Genomic DNA, 25,799 nt, shown 5'->3' with positions numbered 1-25,799 from the left:
AGCGCCGGATGCTGGCGCCACCAGCGGCCAACGTGGGATCGGCGCAGTGTACCGCCCCCCGCCCTCGGGCGAGCCCCGAGCCCCCCGCGCAGGCATACTTCGGACATGAACGATTCGCACACTGCCCAGACCGATACCAACAGCCCCGCGCCAGCCAGCCGCAGGGTCTCGCCCTGGTGGCGCGCGCTGGCGATTTTTCTGTTGCTGGTGCTGCTGCTGGGCTGGGCCGCCAGTGCCAGCATGGTCGAGCAGCTCAAGGCGCAGATCGGCCACCTGCAGACGAAGGTGGCCGCCGTGCCGCAGATCCGCCACCTCGCGGTGCTGCTGGACGAGCAGCAGCAGCCGGCCATGCTCGTGACCATGGACCCGCAGACCGGCTTGCTGCAGTTGCAGCGCCTGAACGAGGTGAAAGAGGGCCGGGAAGACAGCATGCAGCTCTGGGCGCTCGACGGCGACAAACCACCTCGGTCGCTGGGCGTGATCGAGAGCAAATACAAGACCCTGCAGCTGCCCGCCAAGGAAGCCGCGCTGGCGGGCGTCGGCCAGCTGGCCATCAGCGTGGAGGCCAAAGGCGGTGTGCCGGAAGCCCAGGGGCCGCGCCTGCCCTGGCTGTTCAAGGGCGCGCTGGTGCACAAGGCGATCTGATCTGAAGCGGGTGCGCACCACAGGGCGCACCCCGTTGTCTTGAAGCAGATCAAGGCGGGCCAGCAGCGAGACCGACACACTCTGCGGTGTGGCTGCCGTCCGTCGGCCACGGTTGCCGGACCATGGCCAAACCCTTCCCCCTCAACCCACCCCACCCCGAGCGCAATTGCTGGGGTTGCGACCGCTACTGTGCCTTCAACGCCCTGCTCTGCGGCAACGGCTCGGAACGCACCCAACACCCCATCGAAACCTTTGGCCCGGGCTGGGAGAGCTGGTCGGGCATCCCCGGGGACATGGACAAAGATGCAGCGGCACCAGAGGCACAACCCGACGCATGAAGCGGCACCGCCCAGGCGCAGTGCCTGAACCGAGAACCCGGCGGAACCGGCTTGGCCGGGCCGCATCGGGTTGCCCCCTGGGGGTAGCGCGAAGCGCTGCGGGGGGAGCCTTACCTCAACTCGTACTCGAAGGTGCTGACCACGCGCAGCCGCTTGGTGCGTGAGCTGCCGTCGTCGAAGTCGTTGCCGTCGTCGCCGGTGATGCGGATCGCGCCCTGGTTGGCGTTCTTCAGCGGACCGAGGCTGGCGCCGGCTTCGGTGGCGAATTTGGCGGCCTGCTCCCGAGCGTTGCGCGTGGCCTCGGCCAGCAGCGGGGCCTTGATGTCGTTGAAGCCGCGCAGCTGGTAACGCGGGCCGCTGTTGGTGCCCTCGCCCTCGGCGCCGCCGAGCTGCATGCCGGCCTGGATCAGCGGGTCCACCGCCAGCGCGGCCTTTTCCACATCCTTCACCCGCGCCGACTTCACCAGCACCTGGCCGCTGCCGTTGAAGCGGAACGGCACGTTGCCCTGCGCGTACTCGCGCGCCAGCAGGTCCTGCACCTGCAGGGGTTTGGGTTCGAGCTCGGCATCTGTGAAGCCCTGGGCCTTGAGGAACGCGAGCACCTTGTCGCGGTCGGCGGACAGCGCCTGCTGCACCGCGCCGAACTCCACGCCCGCGCGGCGAAAGCCCAGCGTCCAGATCGCGAAGTCGCTCTCGACCTCTTTTTCAGCCAGCCCTTTGACGGTGACCGAGCGGTCCGACATGCGGAAGCGCTCCAGGCCCTGGCTGACGGCATAGCCGGCCAAGGCGAGGCCGGCGGCGACCAGCACGGCGGCGAGGATGCGGGAGAGGGTGTTCATGGGGGCTCCGGTGAAACGGTGCACGACAGGGTGGCGCGCGGCCAGCCATCTTAGACCCCTGGCGCGCGCGCAGCCGGCGCTATGCTCCAGCCACCGTGACCCCCGAAGCCCATCTGCCCCGTCGCATCGCGCACCTGGACATGGACGCGTTTTTCGCGTCGGTGGAGCTGCTGCGTTACCCGCAACTCAAGGGCCTGCCGGTGGTGATTGGCGGCGGGCGGCGGCGGGAAGACGATGTGCTGGCCCGCCTGCGCGAGGCCTACCCGGAACGCGACTGGTCAGACGGCGACCTGAGCCGCATCCCGCTCGAATTTTTCCCCCGCCTCTCCGGCTACACCGGGCGCGGCGTCATCACCACCGCCACCTACCCGGCGCGCCAGTTCGGCGTGGGCTCGGCCATGGGGCTCATGAAGGCGGCCAAGCTATGCCCGCAGGCCATCCTGCTGCCGGTGGACTTCGACGAGGTGCGCCGCATCTCGCGCCTGTTCAAGAGCACCATCCTGGAGATCGCGCCGGTGATGGAAGACCGCGGCGTGGACGAGGTCTACATCGACTTCACCGACGTGCCCGGCGGGCAGCGCGAGGGCGGGCGCGTGCTGGCGCGGCTGATCCAGAAAAGCATCTTCCAGGCCACCGGCATCACCTGCTCCATCGGCGTGGCGCCCAACAAGCTCATCGCCAAGATGGCGAGCGAATTCAACAAGCCCAACGGCATCAGCATCGTCTGGCCCGACGACCTTCAGGAAAAGATCTGGCCCCTGCCCTGCCGCAAGGTCAACGGCGTGGGGCCCAAGGCCGATCAAAAGCTGCAAGGCCACGGCATCCACACCATCGGCGACCTGGCGGCGCGCGATCCGGTCTGGCTGATCGAGACCTTTGGCAAGAGCTACGGTGCCTGGCTGCACGCCGTCAGCTGGGGCCGCGACGACCGCCCGGTGGTGACCGAGAGCGAGCCGGTGAGCATGAGCCGCGAGACCACCTTCGAGCGCGACCTGCACGCGGTGCGCGACCGCGCCGAGCTGGGCGCGGTGTTCACAAAACTCTGCGAGCAGGTGGCCGACGACCTGCAGCGCAAGGGCTACGCGGGCAAGACCATCGGCATCAAGCTGCGCTACGACAACTTCCAGAGCGTGACGCGCGACGTGACGATCGATCACTTCACCTCAGACGCAGCCACCATCCGCCGCCAGGCCGGCCTGTGCCTGAAGCGCGTGGACCTGGGCCGCCGCATCCGCCTGCTGGGCGTGCGCGTGGGCAAGCTCGTCAAGCCCGGGACAGAGGGCGAAGAAGCCTCGGGCTACAGTGAAAGCCATTCCACCCGAACCGCTAGAGACAAGGCCACCGATGAACACACCGACCTGCTTTTCCCTGAGCTCGACTGAAGATCATGTGGCCCACCTGGTGCTCAACCGGCCCGACACGCTGAACACCATGCACCCCACCTTCTGGCGCGAGCTGGACGAGGTGCTGACAACGCTCCACACCGAAGGCACGGCGCGCGCGCTGGTCATCAGCAGCACCGGCAAACACTTCAGCGCCGGCATGGCACTCGAGACCTTTGCGGGAGCGATCGCCATGGACGACCAGAGCCCGGAAGGCCGCGCCGCCATCTTCGACCTGCTGACCGACATGCAGGCCACGTTCACAAAGATCGAGAACCTGCGCATGCCGGTGATCTGCGCCATCCAGGGCGGCTGCATCGGCGGCGCGGTGGACATGGTCACGGCCGCCTGCATCCGGTACGCCACGGCCGATGCCTTCTTCTGCATCCAGGAGATCAACATCGGCATGGTGGCCGACGTGGGCACGCTGCAGCGCCTGCCCAAGCTGATCCCCTTCGCGGTGGTGAAGGAGATGGCCTACACCGGCCGGCGCCTGCCGGCCGCCAAGGCGCTGGCCTACGGGCTGGTCAACGAGGTGTTCGACACGCCCGAGGCCATGCTGGCCGCCGCAATGTTGTGCGCGAAAGAGATCGCCAGCAAACCACCGATCGCCATCTGGGGCACCAAGCAGGCCGTGACCTACGCGCGCGACCATTCGGTGGAAGACAGCCTGCGCCAGATGGGCTGGCTGCAGGGCGCGATCTGGAGCAACGCGCATGTGCGCGAGTCGATCACGGCGATGAAGGAAAAACGCGCCGGTGCGTTCACGCCACTGTCGGCGCTGCAGTCGTTCAAAGCGTTGGGTTGATCCGCTGCCGCCCAGGGCACCGCCGGGGCGCCCTTTGACAAGCTCAGGACGGACGGCCAGTGCCGCCCCCTTGAAGGGGGTCGCGCGAAGCGCGGCGGGGGTGGTTCACGGTTTACAGGTCGCGTTGCCGCGCACCACCGTGCCGTCGCGGCACTCGGTGATGATGTGGGCGTCGTTGCCGCGCGCTGGCGGCACCGGCGCCGCCACGGGCCGGACGGGTCGGGTGCTCGCGCTGCCCCCCCGCACATAGACCAGCTTGCGCGAACCCTGGGCGCAGGTGCCCACCACCTTGCCGGCCACCTCGGCGTCGGCGTCCACCACCATCACCGCAAAGCCGGTGGCACCGGTGCCGGCGATCTGAAACTCGATCTGCTCCCGCAGCGGCTCACAGACGTCCGCAGCTCGGGCACCACCCACCAGCAGGGCCAGGCCGAGCACACAAAAGACGGTCGATGTCATCGTGTGTGCCCGCCCTTCAGGAAGACAGCGTCGAACCGAGTCGCTGCAGCCCGGCCACGGTCTGCAGGCAGGCCTCGGCGGCCTCGGTGCCTTTGACCGCAAAGTGGCGCTGGAAGTACTTGCGGTGTTCGGCATGTTCGTGGAAATGGTGGGGCGTGAGCACGGCCGAGATCAGGGGCACCCCGGTGTCGAGCTGCACGTCCATCAGCGCCTGCAGCACGGTCTGCGAGAGGAAGTCGAAACGGTAGATGCCGTCGTCCACCACCAGCGCGCTGCCCACGATGGCGGCGTAGCGCCCCGAGCGCGCCAGGCGCTGGGCGTGCAAGGGGATTTCGAACGCGCCGGGCACGTCGAACACGTCGATGCGTTCAGCAGCCACACCGCCTTCGGCCATGCGCGCAAAGAAGGCGTCGCGCGCCTGGTGGACGATGTCGGCGTGCCACGAGGCTTCGACGAAAGCGAAGCGCAGGTCGGCGGGCAAAGCGGGGGATTCGGGCGTTTTCATGGGCTGCAAGGATACCCGTTGCGGCGCTGAAAGACCCTGGTCACTGCGCATGAAACGGCTCCACCCAGGGCACCGCCGGGCCGGCTCTGCCGGACGGCCAGTGCCGCCCCCTGGAGGGGGTCGCGCGAAGCGCGGCGGGGGTGCGTCACGTCAAGCGGTCACGATCCAGCCTTCGAGCGGGTCGAATTCGGGCAGGCCGAAGCGGGGGTGACCGGCCTCGTGCTCCCACTGCGCCCAGGCGGCCTGCAGCAGGCAGAGCACGGCGTCGAGGCGGTCGCCGCTGGCGTCGTCGGCCAGGGCGTCGCGTTGCGCGTGGCTGAGCTTGAGGCGCAGGCCGGCCGCCTGCAACAGCGGCGCCAGCCCGTTTTCCAGCGCGTTGACCAGCGTCTTGCGGGCGATCAGCCGCTCGGGTGTCTGCTTGGCCTTGTCGTCGCTCTTGTAGCTGGTGGCGCCCAGCACACTGCGCGCCAGCAGGCCAGGGTAGGCCTCGAGCGCGACGCGACGCGGATCACCGCCGTGCAGGCCGGGCAGCGTGACGCCCGCCTCGATCAGGCGGGGCACGCCCGCGTGCAGCATGAAGGCCACCGGCGGGTTGACCCACTTCATGCTCGGGCTGGAGCCCGCCGGGCCGTCGGTGGCGCGGTGCGCGAACTTGCCGCCCACCGGCCGGGCGTCGCAGAACGCGGCGAAGGTGTCGCGGACCTGCTCGCGCGACAAGCTGGCGTAGTGCCGCATGCAGGGCAGCCAGTCGGTGGGCCAGCCGAGCGCCTGCACCAGCTCGCGCGGCAGGCCGAAGGGCAGGTCAAACCCGCCGACCCAGCCACCGTCGGTGGCCTGCGCCAGCCGCGCCTGCCAGGCGTCCAGCGTGTCGAAGGTTTCCAGGGCATCGAGCAGAACGCGACCGCGGTCGTGGTGGCCGACGGCGAGTGTGACGGGCTTGCGTCGCGAAGGTGCGCTCGTGAAGTCACAGCCCAGCAGGGTGGTGTGTGGGGTGGTCATTGCGCTCATCCCAGGCCCAGGGCCACCACACCGCCGGCGATGCACAGCGCCCCCAGCACGCGCGAGCCGCGTTCGCCCTCACCCAGCAAATGCCCGCCCAGCAACGCGGCGAACAGCATCGACACCTCGCGCGCGGGTGCCACGTGCGACAGCGGCGCCTCCTGCATCGCGTACAGCACCAGCACATAGGCCACCGGGCTGAACGCCGCGACCATCAGCGCGTGGCGCCATTGCTGCTGCCAGAGCCGCCAGGCGGTGGCCCGGTCGCGCAGCACGCTGGGCGCGAGCAGCGCCACGCGCACGAAGTTGCCCATGTAGTCCAAGAGGATGGGCGACATCAGCACCCAGCGCACCGCATAACCGTCGACCACCGTGTAGGCGGCGATGAAGGCGCCAGTGAGCACGCCGTAGACCATGCCTTTGTGCACCCGCCGCCGCGCGGCCGGGTCGCGTGCCGCGCGCAGCAGGCCGGGGCCGCCCGCGATCAGGAACACGCCACCCACCACGCCCGCGATACCGGCCACGCCCAGCGCGGAGATGCGCTCGCCCAGGAACACGATGGCGACCAGCGAGGACAGCAGCGGACCCGAGCCGCGCGCCAGCGGGTAGACCACGGTCAGGTCGGCCTTGCGGTAGCCGCGCAGCAGGATCACGTAATAGAAGACGTGCAGCACGCCGGAGGCCACCACCAGCGACCACTCGACCGTGCCCCAGTTCGCCACCACGCCGCGCCCCAACCACCAGCCCAGCGGCGCCCAGAGGCCCATCATGATGAAGGCCGTGAAGAAAGCGAAACGCGCGTCGCCACCGGCCTTCTTGGCCACGATGTTCCAGCCCGCGTGGATCAGGCCGGCGAGCACGATGAGACCGAACGCGGTCAGCGACATACCGCAGCGCGCGAGGCCCCATCCGGAGGCACCGAGGGTCCGGCTCTGCCGGCCCCAGGTGCCGTCCCCCCTCCCAGCGCCGCAGGCGCGCCAGAGAGGGGGGAAGCCGCGCAGCGGCGCAGGGGGGAGAGCCTCAAGCCCTTCCGATGATCGAGGCGGTGGCCATCAATTCTTCCAGCAGGGCCAGCGAGACCTTGCCCGACACGCCGTACGGGTCGAATTCGGGGCGCTCGGAATATTTCAGCACGATGGAGGTGTTGAGCTTGGAGAGATTGACCTGCCCCATGGTCCAGCCACCGAAACGGCGTTCGGTGATTTCTTCGTAGTGCAGCAGCACCACGTCGGTGTGGCGCTGGTCGGCCGCGATGTGGTTGTAAAGCGTATTGACCGCGTTGCGGCCGCCCTCGATGGCCTGGAGGAACACGCCACCGCCGTAACACAGCACGCCGGTGATGCCGTTGCCCATGTTGTGCGAGCGGGAGGTTTCGAGGATGGACTCGATGGCCTTGGAGCAATCTTTGTCGATCGCTCGGCTGACGTAAAGCAGACGGACCAGCATGGTGTGTTCTTCAGGATTTGCGGGGAATGAGGGAGAGGAATTCGCGGCGCAGGTTGGGGTCCTTGAGGAACACGCCGCGCATGACCGAGTTGATCATCTTGCTGTCCATGTCCTTCACACCGCGCCAGGCCATGCAGTAGTGGCTGGCCTCCATGACGATGGCCAGGCCGTCGGGCTGGGTCTTTTCCTGGATCAGGTCGGCCAGTTGCACCACGGCCTCTTCCTGGATCTGCGGGCGGCCCATGATCCACTCGGCCAGGCGCGCGTACTTCGAGAGGCCGATCACGTTGGTGTGCTCGTTGGGCATGACGCCGATCCAGATCTTGCCGATGACCGGGCAGAAGTGGTGGCTGCAGGCGCTGCGCACGGTGATCGGGCCGACGATCATCAGCTCGTTGAGGTGCTCGGCGTTGGGGAACTCGGTGACGGCCGGGCCCTTGACGTAGCGGCCGTTGAACACCTCTTTCAGGTACATCTTGGCCACGCGGCGCGCGGTGTCGCCGGTGTTGTGGTCGTTCTGCGTGTCGATCACCATGCTGTCGAGCACGCCCTGCATCTTGACCGTGACCTCCTCCAGCAGCTGGTCCAGCTCACCGGGCTGGATGAACTCGGCGATGTTGTCGTTGGAGTGGAAACGGCGGCGAGCGGCCTGGACGCGCTCGCGGATCTTGACGGACATGGGCACGCCCTGGTCGTCGTCAGAAGGGGTGGCAGGGGTCATGTCAGGTTCGGTTTTCATGAGCATCAGGCATGCTAACACCGGCCCCCAAAGCCCCGAATACCAGGCGCCGGCCAGGGGTCTTGGCAACACGAAGTGGCGAGCCGAAAAGCACTCCCCGGCGTGAAGTGCCCCAACCCAGAACGCCGCGAAACCGGCTTGGCCGGGCCGCCAGCGTTGCCCCCTCGGGGGGTCGCGCGCAGCGCGGCGGGGGGGTCAATACCGGTGCCCCGTCACAAACAACAAGGCCCGCATCACGCCGAAGGCGAACCGGTCCAGTGCCCGCTGGTACCAGGGACGCAGCCCGAGCGATGCGGCGTCGAGCTTGTGCCCGGCGTGCTCGACCAACGCGTCCAGCCGCTGGTGCAGCAGCTGGGCAAAACGCCGGTCGGTGGTCATGACGTTGGCCTCGCGGGCCAGCAGCAGCGAGAGCGGATCGAGATTGGTCGAGCCCACCGTCGCCCAGGTGCGGTCCACCACCGCCACCTTCGCGTGCAGCGCGCTGGGCGCGTACTCGCGGATGTCGATGCCCGCGTCCAGCAGCTCCTGGTACACCGGCCGGGCGGATCGGTACTGGAAGAAGTTTTCGTAGCGCCCCTGCAGCAGCAGGCGCACGCGCACACCACGCGCGGTGGCCATGGTGAGCGCCCGGCGCAGGCGGCGGCCGGGAACGAAATAGGCGTTGGCGATCACGATGTCGTGGCGGGCAGCGCCCAGCGCCTTGAGGTAGGCGCGCTCGATGTCGTGCCGGTGGCTGACGTTGTCGCGCAACAGCAGCGCGGCACGCGCGTCGTTCACGCCCATCGGCCCGTCGGGAAACGGTGCGGCCTCATTGCCCTCGGCGTTCCCCTTGGCGCGGGGCGCGAGGGCGGTGAACACCTCGATCTTCTTGAGCAGGCGCGAGAAGTCCCCCACGGGCAGGGTCTCGCGCAAGGCATCCCAGGCCGCCTTGAATTCCCGCTGGCGGGCCCGGCGCACCGCCTGCAGGCGCCACCAGAGCTGTTCCATGGTCTCCACCATGTCGTCCACGAGGGGGCCGGCCACGCGCAGCGAGAAATCCAGCCGCGGCACCTTCAGGCGGCCCAGCGCCACGTCGTCACAATCGTCGATGAGGTTGATGCCGCCACAGAAACCGACGGTGCCATCCACCACACAGAGCTTGCGGTGCAACCGGCGCCAGCGACTCGGGATCAGCAAGCCCAGGCGCCCCAGCGGCGAGTACACCCGCCAACGCACGCCCGCCTGGGCAAATCGCTGCTGCCATTCCAGCGGCACCTTCGGCGTCCCGACGCCATCGACCACCAGCCGCACCAGCACGCCCCGCCGGGCCGCACGCTCCAGGGCCTCGGCCACGCTGAGCGCCGAACCGGCGAACTCGAAAATGTAGGTCTCGAGATGGATCACCCGGCGCGCGGCGTCCATCGCCTCCACCAGCGCGGGAAACAGCGCCGTGCCCCCTTCCAGCAGCAGGAGCTGGTGACCCGGTCGCGGAATGGCCGGCCCGGTGCGCTCAGGGGGATCGGCGGCGGTTGTCACAGCTCCAGCTCGGCGATCAGAGGCAGGTGGTCGGACATGCGCGCCCAGGCGCGACCATGCGGCACGTGTGCACTGACAGGATGGAGCCCACGCGCGTAAATGCGGTCCATGTGCAACAGCGGCAGGCGGGACGGGTAGGTGGGCAGGCGGATACCGTCGAAGGTGCGCAGGTCCAGCGCCGCCATGGGCTTGAGCAGCTGGGCACCCCAGTCGTTGAAATCACCCGCCACGATGAGCGGCGCGCCGGGCGGCACATCGCTCGCGATGTAACGGCCGAGGCGCTCCACCTGCCGCTCGCGGCTGGCGTGGATCAGGCCGAAATGCACCACCACCACGTGCACCTCTTTCCCTTCCACCAGCAGCTGCACATGCAGCAGACCACGCTGCTCGAAGCGGTGGTCTGACACGTCGGAATGGCGCGTGTCCAGCACCGGCCAGCGCGACAGCAGGGCGTTGCCGTGCTCGCCGTGGCGCGTCACCGCGTTGGTGCGGTAGACCGACTCGTAGCCCTCGGGCGACAGGTAGCCGGCCTGGTCCAGATCGGGCCAGCGGGTGAAGTGTTTTTCCAGCTTGCGGTGGTGTCGGCGCACCTCCTGGAGGCAGACGATGTCGGCATCGAACTGCTCGACCGCGTGGGCCAGGTTGTGGATCTCCAGCCGGCGTGCCAGGCCCAGACCCTGCACGCCTTTGTGGATGTTGTACGTCGCGATGCGCAGAATGCTCATGCGCTCAATGATCGCACGGGTGAACGGCACCGATGGGTGGTGCGCGGGGTCCGCCATCGCAACGAGGGGTCGCTCCAGTGGTTCGTCCAGCGAGAGGCACCCCGGGACAAGGCATCGCACACCACCTGGCTGCGCCCCCTGCCCTCGCAGGCCGCATCTTCCAGACCTCGACATCTTTCGCGACCGGCCTCCCAAGAACACCCGTCCACGAAAGCACGTCAGTGCTGAAAAAAGGGCAGGTTCAGGATGGCTTCTGCATTGGACGGGGAGAAGCACCGATCTGCCGCAACCCTCCACGGCAACCACACCTGCGCACGGTGTTCCCTCGGATTCAGCCGAACGGGCAGTGCGCTCGGCACACGGAGGCCAAACAGGTGCTCGGTGTTGTGCACGACCCCTGGCGCGTAACGGTGGCGCCATTGCGGATAGATCTCGTACACGTTTTCCAGCGCCCAGTCGCGCAGCACATGGTGCGGTGCGCCGGCGTCCAGACCGGTTTCCTCGAACACCTCCCGCACCGCCGTGGCTTCGAACGACTCGTTCACATGGTCTTTGGAGCCGGTCACAGACTGCCAAAAGCCGGGGGCGTCGGCCCGCTCGATCAGCAACACCTCCAGCGCCGGGGTGTGGATCACCACCAGCACGGACAACGGGATCTTGAAGCGGCGGTTCGAGCTCATCGGGCAGGTCCAGACAAAGAAAAAGGGCGCTGAACCAGCGCCCTTGCATTCTGCCGCCTTCGGCGATCAGGCCGGCTTGGCCAGATCCACGTTGCGCAGGCGAATGTGCAGTTCGCGCAGCTGCTTTTCATCCACCAGCGATGGCGCCTGTGTCAGCAGACACTGGGCGCGCTGGGTCTTGGGGAAGGCGATCACGTCGCGGATGGACTCGGCGCCGGTCATCAGCGTGACGATGCGGTCCAGGCCGAAGGCCAGGCCGCCGTGCGGGGGCGCGCCGTACTGCAGCGCGTCGAGCAGGAAGCCGAACTTGAGCTGGGCTTCTTCGGGCGTGATCTTGAGCGCGTCGAACACCTTCTGCTGCACAGCCGCGGTGTGGATGCGGACGGAGCCGCCACCGATTTCCCAGCCGTTGAGCACCATGTCGTAGCCCTTGGCGATGCACTTCTCGGGTGCGGTGACCATCCAGTCTTCGTGGCCATCCTTCGGCGCGGTGAAGGGATGGTGCACGGCGGTCCAGCGGTCGGCTTCTTCGTCGTGCTCGAACATCGGGAAGTCGACCACCCACATGGGGGCCCAGCGGTCTTCGAACAGGCCGTTCTTCTTGCCCAGGACGCTGTGGCCGATCTTCAGGCGCAGCGCACCGATGGCATCGTTGACGATCTTGGCCTTGTCGGCGCCGAAGAAGAGGATGTCACCGTCCTGCGCGCCGGTGCGGGCCAGGATCTCGGCAATCGCCTTGTCGTGCAGGTTCTTGACGATGGGCGACTGCAGGCCGTCCTTGCCCTTGGCCAGTTCGTTGACCTTGATCCAGGCCAGGCCCTTGGCGCCGTAGATCTTGACGAACTCGGTGTAGGCATCGATCTCGCTGCGCGGCATTTCGGCACCGCCACGCACGCACAGGGCCACCACGCGGCCACCCTTCATCTGGGCTGGGGCGCTGAAGACCTTGAAGTCCACGTCGGCCATGACGTCGGTGAGCTCGGTGAACTCCATCTTCACGCGCAGGTCGGGCTTGTCCGAGCCGAAGCGGTGCATGGCTTCGCTGTAGGCCATGATGGGGAACTCGCCCAGGTCCACGCCCAGGGTGTTCTGGAACACCGTCTTGATCATGCCCTGGAACATCTCGCGGATGTCTTCCTCGGTCAGGAACGAGGTCTCGATATCGATCTGCGTGAACTCGGGCTGGCGGTCGGCGCGCAGGTCTTCGTCGCGGAAGCACTTGGTGATCTGGTAGTAGCGGTCAAAGCCGGCCACCATCAGCAGCTGCTTGAACAGCTGAGGGCTTTGCGGCAACGCGAAGAAGTGGCCATCGTGCACGCGGCTGGGCACCAGGTAGTCGCGCGCGCCTTCGGGCGTGCTCTTGGTCAGCATCGGCGTTTCGATGTCGATGAAACCGTTGGCGTCGAGGAACTTGCGCACTTCCATCGCCACGCGGTAGCGCAGCATCAGGTTGTTCTGCATGTAGGGGCGGCGCAGGTCGAGCACGCGGTGCGTCAGGCGGGTGGTTTCGCTCAGGTTGTCGTCGTCGAGCTGGAACGGCGGCGTCACCGAAGCGTTGAGCACCTTGAGCTCGTGGCACAGGATTTCGATCTTGCCGCTCTTCAGGTTGTCGTTGGTGGTGCCCTCGGGACGCGCCCGCACCAGGCCGGTGACCTGCACGCAGAACTCGTTGCGCACGTCTTCGGCGGTCTTGAACATGTCGGCACGGTCCGGATCGCAGACCACCTGCACATAGCCTTCGCGGTCGCGCAGATCGATGAAGATCACGCCACCGTGGTCGCGGCGGCGGTTGACCCAGCCGCAAAGTTGCACGGTTTGGCCCAGCTGGGCTTCGGTCACCAGACCGCAATAGTGGGAGCGCATGGCCATATCGGTTCTTCTTTCAGCAGGTTCGCCGTGTTTTGCGGCGGGGATTCGTCAGGTCGGTGTCGAGGCAGCGCCGGGCGCCACCTCTTTGGGAAGGGCGTTTTTCGGCGCACCGGGAGCGATCACGCCCATGGAGACGATGTAGGTGAGCGCTTCGTCCACGCTCATCTGCAACTCCAGGCAATCGCTGCGGCGCACCACCACGAAATAGCCACCCGTGGGGTTGGGCGTGGTGGGCACAAACACGCTCAGGAACTCATCGTGCTCACTGGCCCGTCCCGGCTGGGCCTGCAGGTGACGCAGCACCTCGCCGCTGGGTGTGCCGGTCTGAAAACCGATGGTCCACATGCCGGTGTGCGGCCACTGCACCAGCAAGGCCTTGCGAAAGGCGTTGCCTTTCTCGGAAAACAGCGTGTCGGAAATCTGTTTGACGCCCGAGTAGATGGAGCGCACCACAGGGATGCGGTGCAGCAGCGCATGCCACCAGTTGATCAGGCGGTTGCCGATGATGTTGGATGCCAGCGCCCCGATGGACAGCACCACCACCAGCGCGAAGATCACCCCCAGCCCCGGGATGTGGACGCCGAACAGCTGATCGGGTTGCCAGCTCTGCGGCAGGATGTGCAGCGTCTGGTCGAGCGTGCCCACCACCCAGTCCAGCACCCACAGGGTGATGATCAGGGGCACCAAGACCAGCAGGCCGGCGAGCAGCCATTTGCGCAGGGACAGCATGCAGCGTGGACTCAGGTGGACGACGTCGGGGCGGCGGTGCTGGCGGCCGGTGCCGCCGCTGGCGCGGCGACCGCAGGCGCAGCGGCGGGTGCGGCCGGCGTTGCGGCGGCGCCGTCAGTGCCGGCCGTGGCTTCGCCTCCGGCCACTGCGGGTGCTGTCGCGCCGGTGTTGCCGCCGCGAAAGTCGGTCACGTACCAGCCTGAGCCCTTGAGCTGGAAGCCGGCGGCGGTGAGCTGTTTCTGGAAGCTGGACTGACCGCAGGCCGGGCAGACGGTCAGCGGATCGTCGGACATTTTTTGCAACACGTCCTTGGCATGGCCGCAGGACGCGCACTTGTAGGCATAAATCGGCATGACGGAACCTGTAGTTGGGCCGGAAGAATGGGCCGGTATCGCGCCCGGCGACTGTCGCTGCCCGACGGGGCCGGTCGGGCCCCGACAGGCGGCGCCAGTCGGGCGTTCGAACAAAACCTGACATTATAAATTGTGGCCTTGGCCTCTGGGCCACAGACCATGGCTCACCGCAGCGGCATCACCAGAGGCGCACGCGCACCAGCACTTGCATCAGGAGCAACCCGAGGAGAAAGCCCACGCCGCCCCAGACAATGCCTTGCAGCAGCCGGTTGGTGCGGCGCTGCTCGACCAGCAGGGCGTCCAGTTCCTGGCGCAAAGCATGGGGACGGTACTGAAGGAAATCGTGCATCAGACGGGGCAGCGCGGGGATCAGCTTGGCGTATTGTGGTGCTTCGGCCTTCAGCTGTTCCAGCAGCTTTTTGGGCCCGACCTGCTCCAGCATCCACTTCTCCAGAAACGGTTTGGCGGTGTTCCAGAGGTCCAGCTCCGGGTCCAGGTCGCGCCCCAGGCCTTCGATGTTGAGCAGCGTTTTCTGCAGCAGCACCAGTTGCGGCTGGATCTCGACCTGGAAGCGGCGCGAGGTCTGGAACAGCCGCATCAGCACCATGCCGAGCGAAATTTCTTTCAGTGGCCGATCGAAATATGGCTCGCACACGGCACGGATCGCCGACTCCAGCTCGTCCACCCGGGTGTCCGCTGGCACCCAGCCGCTCTCGATGTGCAGCTCGGCCACGCGCTTGTAGTCGCGCCGGAAGAAGGCGGTGAAGTTCTGCGCCAGGTATTCCTTGTCGAACTCGGTCAGCGTGCCGACGATGCCGAAATCCAGCGAGATGTAGCGCCCGAAGGTGGCCGGATTCACGCTGACCTGGATGTTGCCCGGGTGCATGTCGGCGTGGAAAAAGCCGTCGCGGAACACCTGGGTGAAAAAGATGGTGACGCCGTCGCGGGCCAGCTTGGGGATGTCGACGCCCAGCTGGCGCAGCTCATCCACCTTGTTGATGGGCAGTCCGTGCATGCGCTCCATCACCATCACCTCGGTGTGGCAATAGTCCCAGAACATCTCCGGGATCAGCACCAGATCCAGCCCCTGCATGTTGCGGCGCAGCTGGGCGGCGTTGGCCGCCTCGCGCAACAGGTCCAGCTCGTCGTGCAGGTATTTGTCGAATTCCGCCACCACCTCCAGCGGCTTCAGGCGTTTCCCGTCCGCAGAGAGCTTTTCGACCCAGCCGGCCATCATGCGCATGAGGCCGATGTCCTTGTCGATCACCGGGCCCATCTGGGGGCGCAGCACCTTCACCGCCACCTCGCGCCCGCCGTGGCGACCGTCGCGCAAGGTGGCGAAGTGCACCTGTGCAATGGACGCGCTGGCCACCGGCACCTGCTCGAAGTGGATGAACACCGCGTCCAGCGGCTTGCCGAACGCGCGCTCTATGGTGGCCACCGCCACCGCACTGGGGAACGGCGGCACCCGGTCTTGCAGGCGGGCGAGTTCGTCGGCGATGTCGGGGGGCAGCAGGTCGCGCCGGGTGGACAGCACCTGGCCAAACTTCACGAAAATGGGCCCCAGGCGCTCCAGTGCCTCGCGCAGGCGCTCGCCGCGCGGTGCGTCCAGGTTGCGGCCGATGGAAACGATGCGCGTGATCAGCCGCAGCGTCGGCCGCTGGAAGCTGGAGAGCACCAGCTCGTCCAGCCCATAGCGAAACACCACCCAGACGATGAAGACACCACGAAACAGGCGGCTCATGCCTTGTATCCGTCGCCTTGCCCGGACGCATCCGCAGCAGACCGGCGCCCGGCAAACCCCTTGACCGCCGTGGCCGCGCTGCGCGCGAAACGGGCGAGGGTGTGCGCGGTCGCATCACCGAGGAAGCGGGAGAGGTCTTCCTCGACGTCCCAGCGCACGTTGTCCACCAGCCAGGCCACTTCGGCGGCCAGTTGCACGTCGCCCTGGATGTCCACGCCCGGCTTGTCGCCAGACAGCACCCGCCGGGCGATGTCCAGCGGCGAGGTCTGGGTCAGGGTGACGTTCAGCTCGGGCGGCGTCTCCCCCGGGGGGCGCTCCAGCAGGCCCGCAGCCGTGGCCGCGAGCGTCAGGTGAAAGTCGCCCCACTGCACCTTGACGGGCTTCCCCTTCTGGCGCTTGAGCCGTTCCTGCGCCTGGGGCTCCTGCATCAATACATGATTGAGGAACAGCACGACACGGTTCTGCACCTCATCCACCACCCATTCAGGGGGACGAACGCTGCCCAGCAGGGATTGCAGAACACCCAGCGGAGATGTGGCGCTGGACCCGGAGGGGGAAACGGGGGATTCATTTTTCATGGTCCCTCCGATTCTGACGGATAACGCCCGCCACTCGCGAGAGCGCCAAGGAACAACCGGGCGCGGCGCAGGCGCCGCACCACCTCATTGCAGGGCCTGAACGCCCGCCACCAGCCAGCCACTGGTGTTCGACTTCGGTCGCGTGATGTTCCACACCTCGCGAAACGGGTTGGGGCCAGATGAGACGTCTTCGCGAATCAGGCCGGAAAACTCGACGCTGGCCATGTAGTCGCCCTCCAGCTCTTCGATGCCCAGAAGCCGCGCCTCCAGCATCACCACCTCGGTCTTGTTGTCGCCGGCACCCGAGCGCTCCCGCTCAACCAGCTGGCTGCGGATCTCGGTCAGCATGCCGTCAGTCATCATGGCGCGCAGACTGGGGATGTCCGCCCGGTCCCAGGCGTCCTGCAGACTCACGAAGTTGGCCTTGGATGCCAGGAGAAACCCGGCGGTGTCAAAGCCGTCCGGCACCCCCCATGGGGCAGACACCCCCAGTGCAGCACCGATCGTCGAGCCATCGGCCGGCGAGACGGCCTGGTTTTCCCAAGGGCGGGCCGAGGCGTCATTGCCCACGTTTTTCGGGCTGTAGCCACGCGGAACGGGAACCTGGCCACCCTCTGCAGATGAAGCGTGTGCACCCGGCGTGGCGAGCGCAGGTGTGCTGGGGCGAGCCAAGGCACGGAACAGCGCCAGCGCCACCAGCGCCAGCACCCCCAGGAGAAGCACCTGGGCAAACCCCTCACCCAGGCCCAGCGAAGACGCCAGCCAGGCCAGGCCCAACCCCGCGGCTACACCACCGAGCACCGAACCCCAGGGGCGCTGGGGAGCCAAAGTGGCGGCGGGACCACCGGCAGCCGTGGCCGCCGGGGACACTGCGGGGTTCGCGGAAGGTTGGGTGACCTGACCCGACTGCTGGCCCACCGACGCGCCCCCACCCAGGCGTTTGGCCACCGCCTGCGACGAGCCCAGCACCATCAACCCCACCAGCATCAACGACCACCACCTGCTCATTGCCCTTGCCCCTTGAATCTTGTTGTGTTCAACACTTGATGCCCACGTGCAGCGCGACCACCCCGGCGCTGAGGTTGTGCACATCCACGTGGCCAAAACCCACGGACTTCATCAACTGTCTCAACTCCTCTTGCCCCGGATGCATCCGGATGGACTCGGCGAGGTAGCGGTAGCTGTCCTCGTCGTTGGCCACCAGCTTGCCCAGCTTCGGCAGGATGTTGAACGAATACCAGTCATAGGCTTTTTCCAGCGGCTTGGCCACCCGGGAAAACTCCAGCACCAGCAATTTGCCCCCAGGTTTGAGGCACCGCAGCATCTCGCCCAGCGCGTGGTCCTTGTTGGTCATGTTGCGCAGACCGAAAGCCACCGTGATGATGTCAAACGACCCGCTGGCGAACGGCAACTTTTCGGCGTCACACACCGCCGTGGGCAGCACCACGCCGAGGTCCAGCAGGCGATTGCGTCCCTCGCTGAGCATCGCTTCGTTGATGTCGGTGTGCACCACGCGCCCGGTGGGGCCGACCTTCCTGGCAAAGGCCAGCGACAGGTCGCCGGTTCCCCCGGCGATGTCGAGCACCTGATCGCCCGGCTGGGGATTCGCCACCGTGATCGTGTAACGCTTCCAGACACGGTGCAGGCCTGCCGACATGAGGTCGTTCATCACGTCGTACTTGGGTGCGACGGAATCGAACACGCTGCGAACGTGTTTCGCCTTGTCCTGTTCGTCAACGGTCTTGAATCCGAAATGGGTGGAGGCCATGGTTCCGTCCTAGTGAGAGTGGCTGCCGCAGGCCGAGCCTGGTTTTTCCGGCATGGCGGCGTCGCGGTCAACCCCCGCTTGCAGGAGGCGCTCCTGGTAGTCGGCCCACAGCTCGTCCTGCTTCACACCGAGGAAGTACAGGTAGTCCCAGGAAAAGATGCCGCTGTCGTGCCCGTCGCTGAAGGTGGGTTGCACGGCATAGTTGCCAACCGGCTCCAGCGCCACCACATCCACCTCGCGCTTGCCGGTCTGTAGCACTTCCTGCCCCGGGCCGTGGCCCTGCACCTCGGCCGATGGCGAATACACCCGCATCAGTTCGAACGGGATGCGGAAGTCGCTGCCGTCCGAGAAGCTCACCTGAAGCACACGCGACTGGCTGTGCACCGTGATGTCTTGCGGTGTCGGGGTGTTCTTGTCGAGTCCGGCCATGGCTGTCTCCTGTTGCGTTGCTTGTGATCAGACCAGCACGCGTTCGATGCCGCCCTGGTTGGCCTGGGCCACGTACTCGGGCAGCCAGTCCTTGCCCAGGATCTGGTTGGCCATCTCGACCACGATGTAGTCGGCTTCGAGCAGACCGTTGTTCAGGTCGTCGCCATAGCGCGTCAGACCTTGCAGACAGCTCGGGCACGAGGTCAGCATCTTGATGTTGTCCTGGGCGCCCACGGTGCCGGCGGCGCGCAGCTGCGCCTCGCCCTTCTTGATCTCTTCTTCCTTGCGGAAACGGATCTGGGTCGAGATGTCGGGCCGGGTCACGCCCAGCGTGCCGCTCTCGCCGCAACAGCGTTTGCTCTCGACCACGTTGTCGCCCACCAGCGCCTTCACCGTCTTCATCGGGTCCTGCAGCTTCATCGGCGTGTGACAAGGGTCGTGGTAAAGGTAACCGCCCTGCCCGGCCGGCAGCGTGATGCCTTTTTCCAGCAGGTATTCGTGGATGTCGATGATGCGGCAGCCGGGGAAAATCTTGTCGAATTCGTAGCCCTGGAGCTGGTCGTAACAGGTGCCGCAGCTCACCACCACGGTCTTGATGTCCAGGTAGTTCAGCGTGTTGGCCACACGGTGGAACAGCACCCGGTTGTCGGTGATGATCTTCTCGGCCTTGTCGAACTGGCCCGAGCCGCGCTGCGGGTAGCCGCAGCACAGATAACCCGGCGGCAGCACGGTCTGCACGCCCGCGTGCCAGAGCATGGCCTGAGTGGCCAGCCCCACCTGGCTGAACAGTCGCTCCGAGCCGCAGCCGGGGAAATAGAACACCGCCTCGGTTTCCGCCGTCGTGCCCACCGGGTTGCGGATGATGGGCACGTAGTCCTTGTCCTCGATGTCCAGCAGCGCGCGCGCCGTCTTCTTGGGCAGGCCACCGGGCATCTTCTTGTTGATGAAGTGGATCACCTGCTCTTTGATCGGCGCGGGGCCCAGCGTGGCCGGCGGTGCGCTGGTCTGTTTGCGCGCGGCGAGCTTCAGCACGTTGTTGGCCAGGCGCTGGGCCTTGAAGCCCACGTCCACCATGGCCGAGCGCATGAACTTGATGGTCTCGGGGTTGGTCGCGTTCAGGAAGAACATGGCTGCGGCGTTGCCCGGACGGAAGCTCTTCTGCCCCATCTTGCGCAACAGGTTGCGCATGTTCATGGTCACGTCGCCGAAGTCGATCTTGACGGGGCACGGCGACAGGCACTTGTGGCAGACCGTGCAGTGATCGGCCACGTCTTCAAATTCTTCCCAGTGCTTGATGCTGATGCCACGGCGCGTCTGCTCTTCGTACAGAAACGCCTCAACCAGCAGCGAGGTCGCCAGGATCTTGTTGCGCGGCGAATAGAGCAGGTTGGCGCGCGGTACGTGCGTGGCGCAGACCGGCTTGCACTTGCCGCAGCGCAGGCAGTCCTTGACCGAATCGGCGATGGCGCCGATGTCGCTCTGCTGCATGATCAGCGACTCGTGGCCCATCAGCCCGAAGCTGGGCGTGTAGGCGTTGGAGAGGTCGGCGCTGCGCAGGCTGGTGTCTGCGGCGAGCCCTTGTACGCCCGACAGGGCCCGCAGCAGCTTGCCCTTGTTGAAGCGGCCTTCGGGGTCCACCTTGGCCTTGTACTCGGCGAATGGGCGCAACTCGTCGTCGGTCAGGAATTCCAGCTTGGTGATGCCAATGCCGTGTTCGCCCGAGATCACGCCGTCCAGGCTGCGTGCCAGCACCATGATGCGGCCCACCGCTTCGTGCGCGGTCTGCAGCATCTCATAGTCGTCGCTGTTGACGGGAATGTTGGTGTGCACGTTGCCGTCGCCGGCATGCATGTGCAGCGCCACCCAGACCCGGCCCTTGAGCACGCGTTGGTGGATCGCCGTGCATTCGGCCAGGATCGGGCCGAACGCCGCGCCGGTGAAGATGCCCTGAAGAGGCGCGCGGATCTGCGCCTTCCAGCTAGCACGCAGGCGGTGGTCCTGCAGCTGCGGGAACAACGTGTCCACATCGCGCAACCAGCCGGCCCAGAGCGAGCGCACTTCGCGCACCAGCGCCAGCGCCTGCTGCACGCGGTCCTCCAGCAGCTCGGCGCTGGGAATGTCGTTGGCGTCGTCGGTCTTGCCCAGCGGCAGCTGGCCGCGGGTGAAGAAGGCTTCCAGCGCCTCGCAGAGCTTGAGCTTGTTGCGCAGCGAGAGCTCGATGTTGATGCGCTCGATGCCCTCGGTGTATTCGCCCATGCGCGGCAGCGGGATCACCACGTCTTCGTTCACCTTGAAGGCGTTGGTGTGTTTGCTGATGGCCGCGGTGCGCTTGCGGTCGAGCCAGAATTTCTTGCGCGCTTCGGCGCTGATGGCCACGAAACCTTCGCCGCTGCGGCCGTTGGCCAGGCGGATCACCTCGCTGGTGGCGCGGGCCACGGCGTCGGCGTCATCGCCAACGATGTCGCCCACCAGCACCATCTTCGGCAAGGTGCCGCGCTTGCTCTTGGTGGCGTAGCCCACGGCCTTGAGGTAACGGTCGTCCAGATGTTCCAGGCCGGCGAGGATGGCGCCGCCAGGGCGCTTCATCTCGGCAAACATGAAGTCCTTGATGTCCACGATGGACGGCACGCAGTCCTTGGGGTTGCCGAAGAACTCCAGGCACACGGTGCGCACGTGTTCGGGCATGCGGTGCACCAGCCAGCGCGCGCTGGTGATCAGGCCGTCGCAGCCTTCTTTCTGGATGCCCGGCAGGCCGGCCAGGAACTTGTCGGTCACGTCCTTGCCCAGGCCTTCCTTGCGGAAGGTCGAGCCGGGGATCACCAGCTGTTCGGTGCGGACGGGCGTCTTGCCGTTGGCGTCAAAGTACTTGAGTTCGAAGGTGGCGACCTCGGCGTCGTGGATCTTGCCGCGGTTGTGGTCCAGGCGCGTGACTTCCAGCCACTGCGCCTGCGGCGTCACCATGCGCCAGCTCACCAGGTTGTCCAGCGCCGTGCCCCAGAGCACGGCCTTCTTGCCACCGGCGTTCATGGCGATGTTGCCACCCACGCACGAGGCTTCGGCAGAGGTCGGGTCCACCGCGAACACATGGCCGGCGCGCTCGGCCGCATCGGCCACGCGCTGCGTCACCACGCCGGCTTCGGTCCAGATCGTGGGCAGCGGCTCGGCGTGGCCGGGCACGGCCACGAACTCCACCTCGGTCATGGCTTCGAGCTTTTCGGTGTTGATCACCGCGCTCTTCCAGGTCAGCGGGATCGCACCGCCGGTGTAGCCGGTGCCGCCGCCGCGCGGCACGATGGTCAGGCCGAGTTCGAAGCAGCCGCGCACCAGCTCGGCCATCTCGGCCTCGGTGTCGGGGGTGAGCACCACGAACGGGTATTCCACGCGCCAGTCGGTGGCGTCGGTCACGTGCGACACGCGCGAAAGACCGTCGAACTTGATGTTGTCCTTCGCCGTCAGCCGGCGCAGCGCCTTGGTGGCGCGCTGGCGCAAGGCGGCCATCTCTTCGAACGAGCGGGCAAAGCCGTCGACCGCGGCCTTGGCGGCGGTGAGCAGCTCGGCCACCAGGGCGTCGCGCGCGGCATCGTCCTGCGGCGTGCGCCGCTTCTGCACCTCGCCCAGGCGGTGGTGCAGGGCCTCGACCAGCGCGGCGCGGCGCTTGGGGTTGTCGAGCAGGTCGTCCTGCAGATAGGGGTTGCGCTGCACCACCCAGATGTCACCCAGGACCTCGTACAGCATGCGGGCCGAACGGCCGGTGCGGCGTTCGCCACGCAGGCCGTCCAGCAGCCCCCAGGCCCGCTCGCCCAACAACCGCAGCACGATCTCCCGGTCCGAAAAGGAGGTGTAGTTGTATGGAATCTCGCGCAGGCGCGGCGCGTCGTCGGCGGCGGTAACGAGGAGCGAAAGCGGCGTGGGAGCGTTCATTGTGTGGCAGTCGCCAGCATGACAGTACAGAACCCAAGATGGTACCGCAGCGCAACATACACCCACCTCCCTCGTGGAAACCCCTGTTGTCATGCCCTGGAAACGCATGTGCAATGGTTTTGTCACACAGAGCCGATACCCTGCGGCCTTTCGTACGCCCAAACAGGAGCACTTCATGCGCAAGCCATTCATCCCCCTCTCCGGCCTGCTGGCCCTCGCCACCCTCATGAGCGGCCCAGCCCACGCGCAGACCGAAATCCAGTGGTGGCATTCCATGACCGGCGGCCTCAACGACTGGGTGCTGGACCTCTCCAATGGCTTCAACGCCAGCCAGAAGGAATACAAGATCGTGCCCACGTACAAGGGCACCTACGACGAAACCATGCCGGCCGCCGTGGCGGCCTTCCGCGCCGGCAATGCGCCGCACATCCTGCAGGTCTACGAGGTCGGCACCGCGACCATGATGGCCGCCAAAGGCGCCATCGTTCCGGTGGGCAAGGTCCTGGCCGATGCCGGCTACAAGTTCGACCCCAAGGCCTACATCCCGGCCGTGGTGGGCTACTACACCGCCCCCAATGGCCAGATGCTGAGCTTCCCGCTCAACAGCTCGACCACCGTCTTCAACTACAACAAGGACCTGTTCAAGAAGGCCGGCCTGGACCCGAACAGCCCGCCCAAGACCTGGCCCGAAGTGGTGCTGGCCGCCGCCAAGCTCAAGGCCTCGGGCGTGAGCTGCCCCTTCACCACCAGCTGGCAGGGCTGGACCCAGCTGGAAAGCTTCTCCACCTGGCACAACACCGAGTTCGCCACCAAGGGCAACGGCTTTGGCGGCACCAGCGCGCGCCTGAACTTCAACAGCCCGCTGCACGTGCGCCACATCGAGAACCTGGCCAACATGGCCAAGCAGGGCCTGTTCGTCTACCGCGGCCGCGGCAACGCCGCCGACGCGCCGTTCTACTCGGGCGAGTGCGCGATGGCCACCGCCTCGTCGTCCACCTACGCCAGCATCAAGAAAAACGCCAAGTTCGACTTCGGCATTGCCCCGCTGCCCTACTACCCCGACGTGGCCGGCGCGCCCCAGAACACCGTGATCGGCGGTGCATCGCTCTGGGTCATGGCCGGCAAAAAGGCCCCGGAGTACAAGGGCGTGGCCGCGTTCTTCAACTACCTGACCAACGCCGAGATCCAGGCCAAGAGCCACCAGCGCACCGGCTACCTGCCGATCACGCTGGCTTCGTTCGAAGCCACCGAAAAGGCAGGCTTCTACAAACAGAACCCCGGCACCGACGTGGCCGTGAACCAGATGATCCGCAAGACCACCGAGAAGTCGCGCGGCATCCGTCTGGGCAACTTCGTGCAGATCCGCGCGATCGAGGACGAGGAGCTGGAGCAGGTCTGGGCCGGCAAGAAGTCCGCCAAGGAAGCGCTGGACAGCGCGGTCAAACGCGGCAACGAGCTGCTGGTGCGATTCGAGGCGGCCAACAAGAACTGAGTCCTGCGGGCGGTCTGCACCGCCGCCCCCACTCCCGCGCATCCGTTGAAAGCGCGCGGGGCGATCCAACCCAACCACCTGCACCACGGCCCGCATGGCTTCTGAAAAACGCGTCGTGTTCCGCTCCGGCTGGCTCCCCTGGGTGCTGCTGGCACCCCAGGTGATCGTGATCCTGGTGTTCTTCTTCTGGCCGGCAGCGCAGGCGCTGTTGCAGTCGTTCCAGCAGTCCGATGCCTTCGGCATCTCGACCGAATGGGTGGGGCTGCAGAACTTCGAAAACCTGCTCAAGGACGACACCTACCTGGCCTCGTTCCAGACCACCGCGGTGTTCTCCGTGCTGGTCGCGGGGCTGGGCATCGGCATCTCGCTGGTGCTGGCGGTGTTCGCCGACCGCGTGGTCAAGGCCACGCTGATCTACCGCACGCTGCTCATCTGGCCCTACGCGGTGGCTCCGGCCGTGGCCGGTGTGTTGTGGCTGTTCATGCTGGCGCCCTCCATCGGCGTCGTGTCCTACGCGCTGCGCGCCTTCGGCATCGAGTGGAACAGCCTGCTCAACAGCACCCACGCCATGACGCTGATCGTGCTGGCATCGGTCTGGAAGCAGATCTCCTACAACTTCCTGTTCTTCCTGGCGGGCCTACAGAGCATTCCAAAGTCATTGATCGAGGCCGCAGCCATCGATGGCGCGCACCCCTGGCGGCGCTTCTGGACCATCCAGTTCCCGCTGCTCTCGCCCACCACCTTCTTCCTGTTCGTGATCAACGTGGTCTACGCCTTCTTCGACACCTTCGCCATCGTGGACGCGGCCACCCAGGGAGGCCCGGGCAAGGACACCGCGATCCTGGTCTACAAGGTCTACTACGACGGCTTCAAGGCGCTGGACCTCGGTGGCTCGGCGGCGCAGTCGGTGGTGCTCATGGTGATCGTCATTGCACTCACCGTGGTGCAGTTCCGTTTCGTCGAGAAGAAGGTCCAATACTGATGATCGAACGCCGCCCCGGCCTGACCGTGCTGTCCCACGCCGTGCTGATCCTCGGCGTGCTGGTGGTCGGCTTCCCGCTCTACCTGACCTTCGTCGCCTCCACCCAGACGGCAGAAGCCATCGTGCAGGCGCCGATGTCGCTGCTGCCGGGCAACCAGCTGATCGAGAACTACACCGCCGCGCTGCAGGGCACCGGCATGGGCGCCGCCTCCAACGCGCCTGTAGGCCGCATGATGATGGTCAGCCTGATCACCGCGCTGGTGATCGCGATCGGCAAGATCGCCATCTCGCTGCTGTCGGCCTTTGCCATCGTCTACTTCCGCTTCCCGTTCCGCATGCTGTTCTTCTGGGCGATCTTCGTCACCCTGATGCTGCCGGTGGAGGTGCGCATCGGACCGACCTACGCGGTGGTGGCCAGCCTGGGGATGCTCAACACCTATGCCGGCCTCACCGTGCCGCTGATCGCTTCGGCCACCGCGACCTTCCTGTTCCGGCAATTCTTCCTGACCGTGCCCGACGAACTGGTGGAGGCCGCGCGCATGGACGGTGCGGGCCCGATGCGTTTCTTCAAGGACGTGCTGTTGCCGCTGTCCACCACCTCGATCGCCGCGTTGTTCGTGATCCAGTTCATCTACGGCTGGAACCAGTACCTCTGGCCGCTGCTGGTGACGACCGAAGAGAGCATGTACCCGGTGGTGATCGGCATCAAACGCATGATCAGCGGCGGCGACGCCGCCACCGACTGGAACATCGTGATGGCCACCGCCGTGCTGGCCATGATCCCGCCCGCGCTGGTCGTCATGCTCATGCAGCGCTGGTTCGTCAAGGGTCTGGTGGACACCGAGAAGTGAGCC

At 66.5% G+C, this 25,799-nt stretch carries 26 protein-coding genes; 7 read left to right on the top strand and 19 right to left on the bottom strand.

Annotation, left to right across the window (positions count from 1 at the left end):
• The first annotated feature begins 105 nt into the window (after positions 1-105).
• Both IM738_RS01875 and IM738_RS01870 read left to right on the top strand, forming a co-directional pair.
• Positions 106-645, top strand: a complete 540-nt coding sequence (locus tag IM738_RS01875) for an anti-sigma factor domain-containing protein (protein WP_236964208.1) — start codon at positions 106-108, stop codon at positions 643-645.
• Between the two features lie 122 nt (positions 646-767).
• A complete protein-coding gene (locus IM738_RS01870) occupies positions 768-983 on the top strand; it encodes a DUF3079 domain-containing protein (protein ID WP_236964207.1) in 216 nt (71 codons plus the stop codon).
• A gap of 110 nt (positions 984-1,093) precedes the next feature.
• Here the strand turns inward: IM738_RS01870 and IM738_RS01865 are convergent, their stop codons facing one another.
• Positions 1,094-1,822 (bottom strand): SIMPL domain-containing protein, encoded by a 729-nt coding sequence (locus IM738_RS01865; protein WP_236964206.1) that lies wholly within the window; start codon positions 1,820-1,822, stop codon positions 1,094-1,096.
• A gap of 140 nt (positions 1,823-1,962) precedes the next feature.
• Between IM738_RS01865 and IM738_RS01860 the strand changes: the two genes are divergently transcribed.
• Both IM738_RS01860 and IM738_RS01855 read left to right on the top strand, forming a co-directional pair.
• A complete protein-coding gene (locus IM738_RS01860; protein WP_236966438.1) occupies positions 1,963-3,204 on the top strand; it encodes a Y-family DNA polymerase in 1,242 nt (413 codons plus the stop codon).
• Complete coding sequence (locus IM738_RS01855; RefSeq protein ID WP_236964205.1) at positions 3,167-4,012, top strand: enoyl-CoA hydratase-related protein; 846 nt, start codon at positions 3,167-3,169, stop codon at positions 4,010-4,012. The genes IM738_RS01860 and IM738_RS01855 overlap by 38 nt, the downstream gene beginning before the upstream one ends.
• A 105-nt stretch (positions 4,013-4,117) precedes the next feature.
• Here IM738_RS01855 and IM738_RS01850 read toward each other — a convergent pair whose 3' ends face one another.
• The 18 genes from IM738_RS01850 to IM738_RS01765 form a co-directional block, all read right to left on the bottom strand.
• Positions 4,118-4,471: a DUF1161 domain-containing protein gene (locus IM738_RS01850; protein ID WP_236964204.1), complete on the bottom strand. Its 354-nt coding sequence runs from the start codon at positions 4,469-4,471 to the stop codon at positions 4,118-4,120.
• A gap of 16 nt (positions 4,472-4,487) precedes the next feature.
• On the bottom strand, positions 4,488-4,976 hold the full coding sequence (locus IM738_RS01845; RefSeq protein ID WP_236964203.1) for a 6,7-dimethyl-8-ribityllumazine synthase: 489 nt from the start codon (positions 4,974-4,976) through the stop codon (positions 4,488-4,490).
• Positions 4,977-5,126: 150 nt separating this feature from the next.
• Positions 5,127-5,984, bottom strand: a complete 858-nt coding sequence (locus tag IM738_RS01840; RefSeq protein WP_236964202.1) for a DUF429 domain-containing protein — start codon at positions 5,982-5,984, stop codon at positions 5,127-5,129.
• Positions 5,981-6,862, bottom strand: coding sequence for an EamA family transporter (locus tag IM738_RS01835; protein ID WP_236964201.1), 882 nt, complete (start codon positions 6,860-6,862; stop codon positions 5,981-5,983). Before IM738_RS01835 ends, IM738_RS01840 begins: the two co-directional genes overlap by 4 nt.
• A gap of 133 nt (positions 6,863-6,995) precedes the next feature.
• A complete protein-coding gene (locus IM738_RS01830; RefSeq protein WP_236964200.1) occupies positions 6,996-7,421 on the bottom strand; it encodes a BLUF domain-containing protein in 426 nt (141 codons plus the stop codon).
• Positions 7,422-7,431: 10 nt separating this feature from the next.
• Positions 7,432-8,166 (bottom strand): GTP cyclohydrolase I, encoded by a 735-nt coding sequence (gene folE / locus IM738_RS01825; RefSeq protein WP_236964199.1) that lies wholly within the window; start codon positions 8,164-8,166, stop codon positions 7,432-7,434.
• A gap of 189 nt (positions 8,167-8,355) precedes the next feature.
• Entirely contained in the window at positions 8,356-9,675 is a 1,320-nt protein-coding gene (clsB, locus tag IM738_RS01820; protein WP_236964198.1) for a cardiolipin synthase ClsB, read from the bottom strand.
• Positions 9,672-10,400, bottom strand: coding sequence for an endonuclease/exonuclease/phosphatase family protein (locus tag IM738_RS01815; RefSeq protein ID WP_236964197.1), 729 nt, complete (start codon positions 10,398-10,400; stop codon positions 9,672-9,674). Before IM738_RS01815 ends, clsB begins: the two co-directional genes overlap by 4 nt.
• A 218-nt stretch (positions 10,401-10,618) precedes the next feature.
• Entirely contained in the window at positions 10,619-11,080 is a 462-nt protein-coding gene (gene nudB, locus IM738_RS01810) for a dihydroneopterin triphosphate diphosphatase (RefSeq protein ID WP_236964196.1), read from the bottom strand.
• 66 nt (positions 11,081-11,146) lie between these two features.
• On the bottom strand, positions 11,147-12,949 hold the full coding sequence (gene aspS, locus IM738_RS01805) for an aspartate--tRNA ligase (protein WP_236964195.1): 1,803 nt from the start codon (positions 12,947-12,949) through the stop codon (positions 11,147-11,149).
• A gap of 48 nt (positions 12,950-12,997) precedes the next feature.
• A complete protein-coding gene (locus tag IM738_RS01800) occupies positions 12,998-13,678 on the bottom strand; it encodes a DUF502 domain-containing protein (protein ID WP_236964194.1) in 681 nt (226 codons plus the stop codon).
• A gap of 11 nt (positions 13,679-13,689) precedes the next feature.
• Positions 13,690-14,031, bottom strand: coding sequence for an FmdB family zinc ribbon protein (locus IM738_RS01795; protein WP_236964193.1), 342 nt, complete (start codon positions 14,029-14,031; stop codon positions 13,690-13,692).
• 178 nt (positions 14,032-14,209) lie between these two features.
• Positions 14,210-15,775: a ubiquinone biosynthesis regulatory protein kinase UbiB gene (gene ubiB, locus IM738_RS01790; RefSeq protein WP_236964192.1), complete on the bottom strand. Its 1,566-nt coding sequence runs from the start codon at positions 15,773-15,775 to the stop codon at positions 14,210-14,212.
• Positions 15,772-16,353: a ubiquinone biosynthesis accessory factor UbiJ gene (locus tag IM738_RS01785; RefSeq protein ID WP_236964191.1), complete on the bottom strand. Its 582-nt coding sequence runs from the start codon at positions 16,351-16,353 to the stop codon at positions 15,772-15,774. The genes ubiB and IM738_RS01785 overlap by 4 nt, the downstream gene beginning before the upstream one ends.
• An 84-nt stretch (positions 16,354-16,437) precedes the next feature.
• The gene (locus tag IM738_RS01780; RefSeq protein WP_236964190.1) at positions 16,438-17,361 is read right to left on the bottom strand and encodes a Tim44 domain-containing protein; all 924 of its coding nucleotides are present in this window, start codon (positions 17,359-17,361) and stop codon (positions 16,438-16,440) included.
• A gap of 28 nt (positions 17,362-17,389) precedes the next feature.
• Positions 17,390-18,121: a bifunctional demethylmenaquinone methyltransferase/2-methoxy-6-polyprenyl-1,4-benzoquinol methylase UbiE gene (gene ubiE, locus IM738_RS01775; RefSeq protein ID WP_236964189.1), complete on the bottom strand. Its 732-nt coding sequence runs from the start codon at positions 18,119-18,121 to the stop codon at positions 17,390-17,392.
• A gap of 9 nt (positions 18,122-18,130) precedes the next feature.
• Positions 18,131-18,550, bottom strand: coding sequence for a gamma-butyrobetaine hydroxylase-like domain-containing protein (locus IM738_RS01770; RefSeq protein ID WP_236964188.1), 420 nt, complete (start codon positions 18,548-18,550; stop codon positions 18,131-18,133).
• A gap of 27 nt (positions 18,551-18,577) precedes the next feature.
• A complete protein-coding gene (locus IM738_RS01765; protein WP_236964187.1) occupies positions 18,578-22,471 on the bottom strand; it encodes a DUF3683 domain-containing protein in 3,894 nt (1,297 codons plus the stop codon).
• A gap of 175 nt (positions 22,472-22,646) precedes the next feature.
• On the opposite strand from IM738_RS01765, the gene ugpB reads away from it, so the two are divergent.
• The 3 genes from ugpB (at position 22,647) to ugpE (ending at position 25,796) form a co-directional block, all read left to right on the top strand.
• Entirely contained in the window at positions 22,647-23,963 is a 1,317-nt protein-coding gene (gene ugpB / locus IM738_RS01760; RefSeq protein WP_236964186.1) for a sn-glycerol-3-phosphate ABC transporter substrate-binding protein UgpB, read from the top strand.
• A 94-nt stretch (positions 23,964-24,057) separates the two neighbouring features.
• Entirely contained in the window at positions 24,058-24,945 is an 888-nt protein-coding gene (gene ugpA, locus IM738_RS01755) for a sn-glycerol-3-phosphate ABC transporter permease UgpA (RefSeq protein WP_236964185.1), read from the top strand.
• Positions 24,945-25,796 carry a sn-glycerol-3-phosphate ABC transporter permease UgpE gene (ugpE, locus tag IM738_RS01750; RefSeq protein ID WP_236964184.1) on the top strand — a complete coding sequence of 284 codons (852 nt, stop codon included), beginning with the start codon at positions 24,945-24,947 and terminating at the stop codon, positions 25,794-25,796. The genes ugpA and ugpE overlap by 1 nt, the downstream gene beginning before the upstream one ends.
• Positions 25,797-25,799 lie beyond the last annotated feature (3 nt).

Origin of the sequence: Hydrogenophaga sp. SL48 (assembly GCF_021729865.1) — a bacterium.
Taxonomy (GTDB): Bacteria; Pseudomonadota; Gammaproteobacteria; order Burkholderiales; family Burkholderiaceae_C; genus Hydrogenophaga.
The sequence above is the reverse complement of the archived record's forward strand: the minus strand, read 5'-3'. Positions and strand labels throughout refer to the sequence as shown.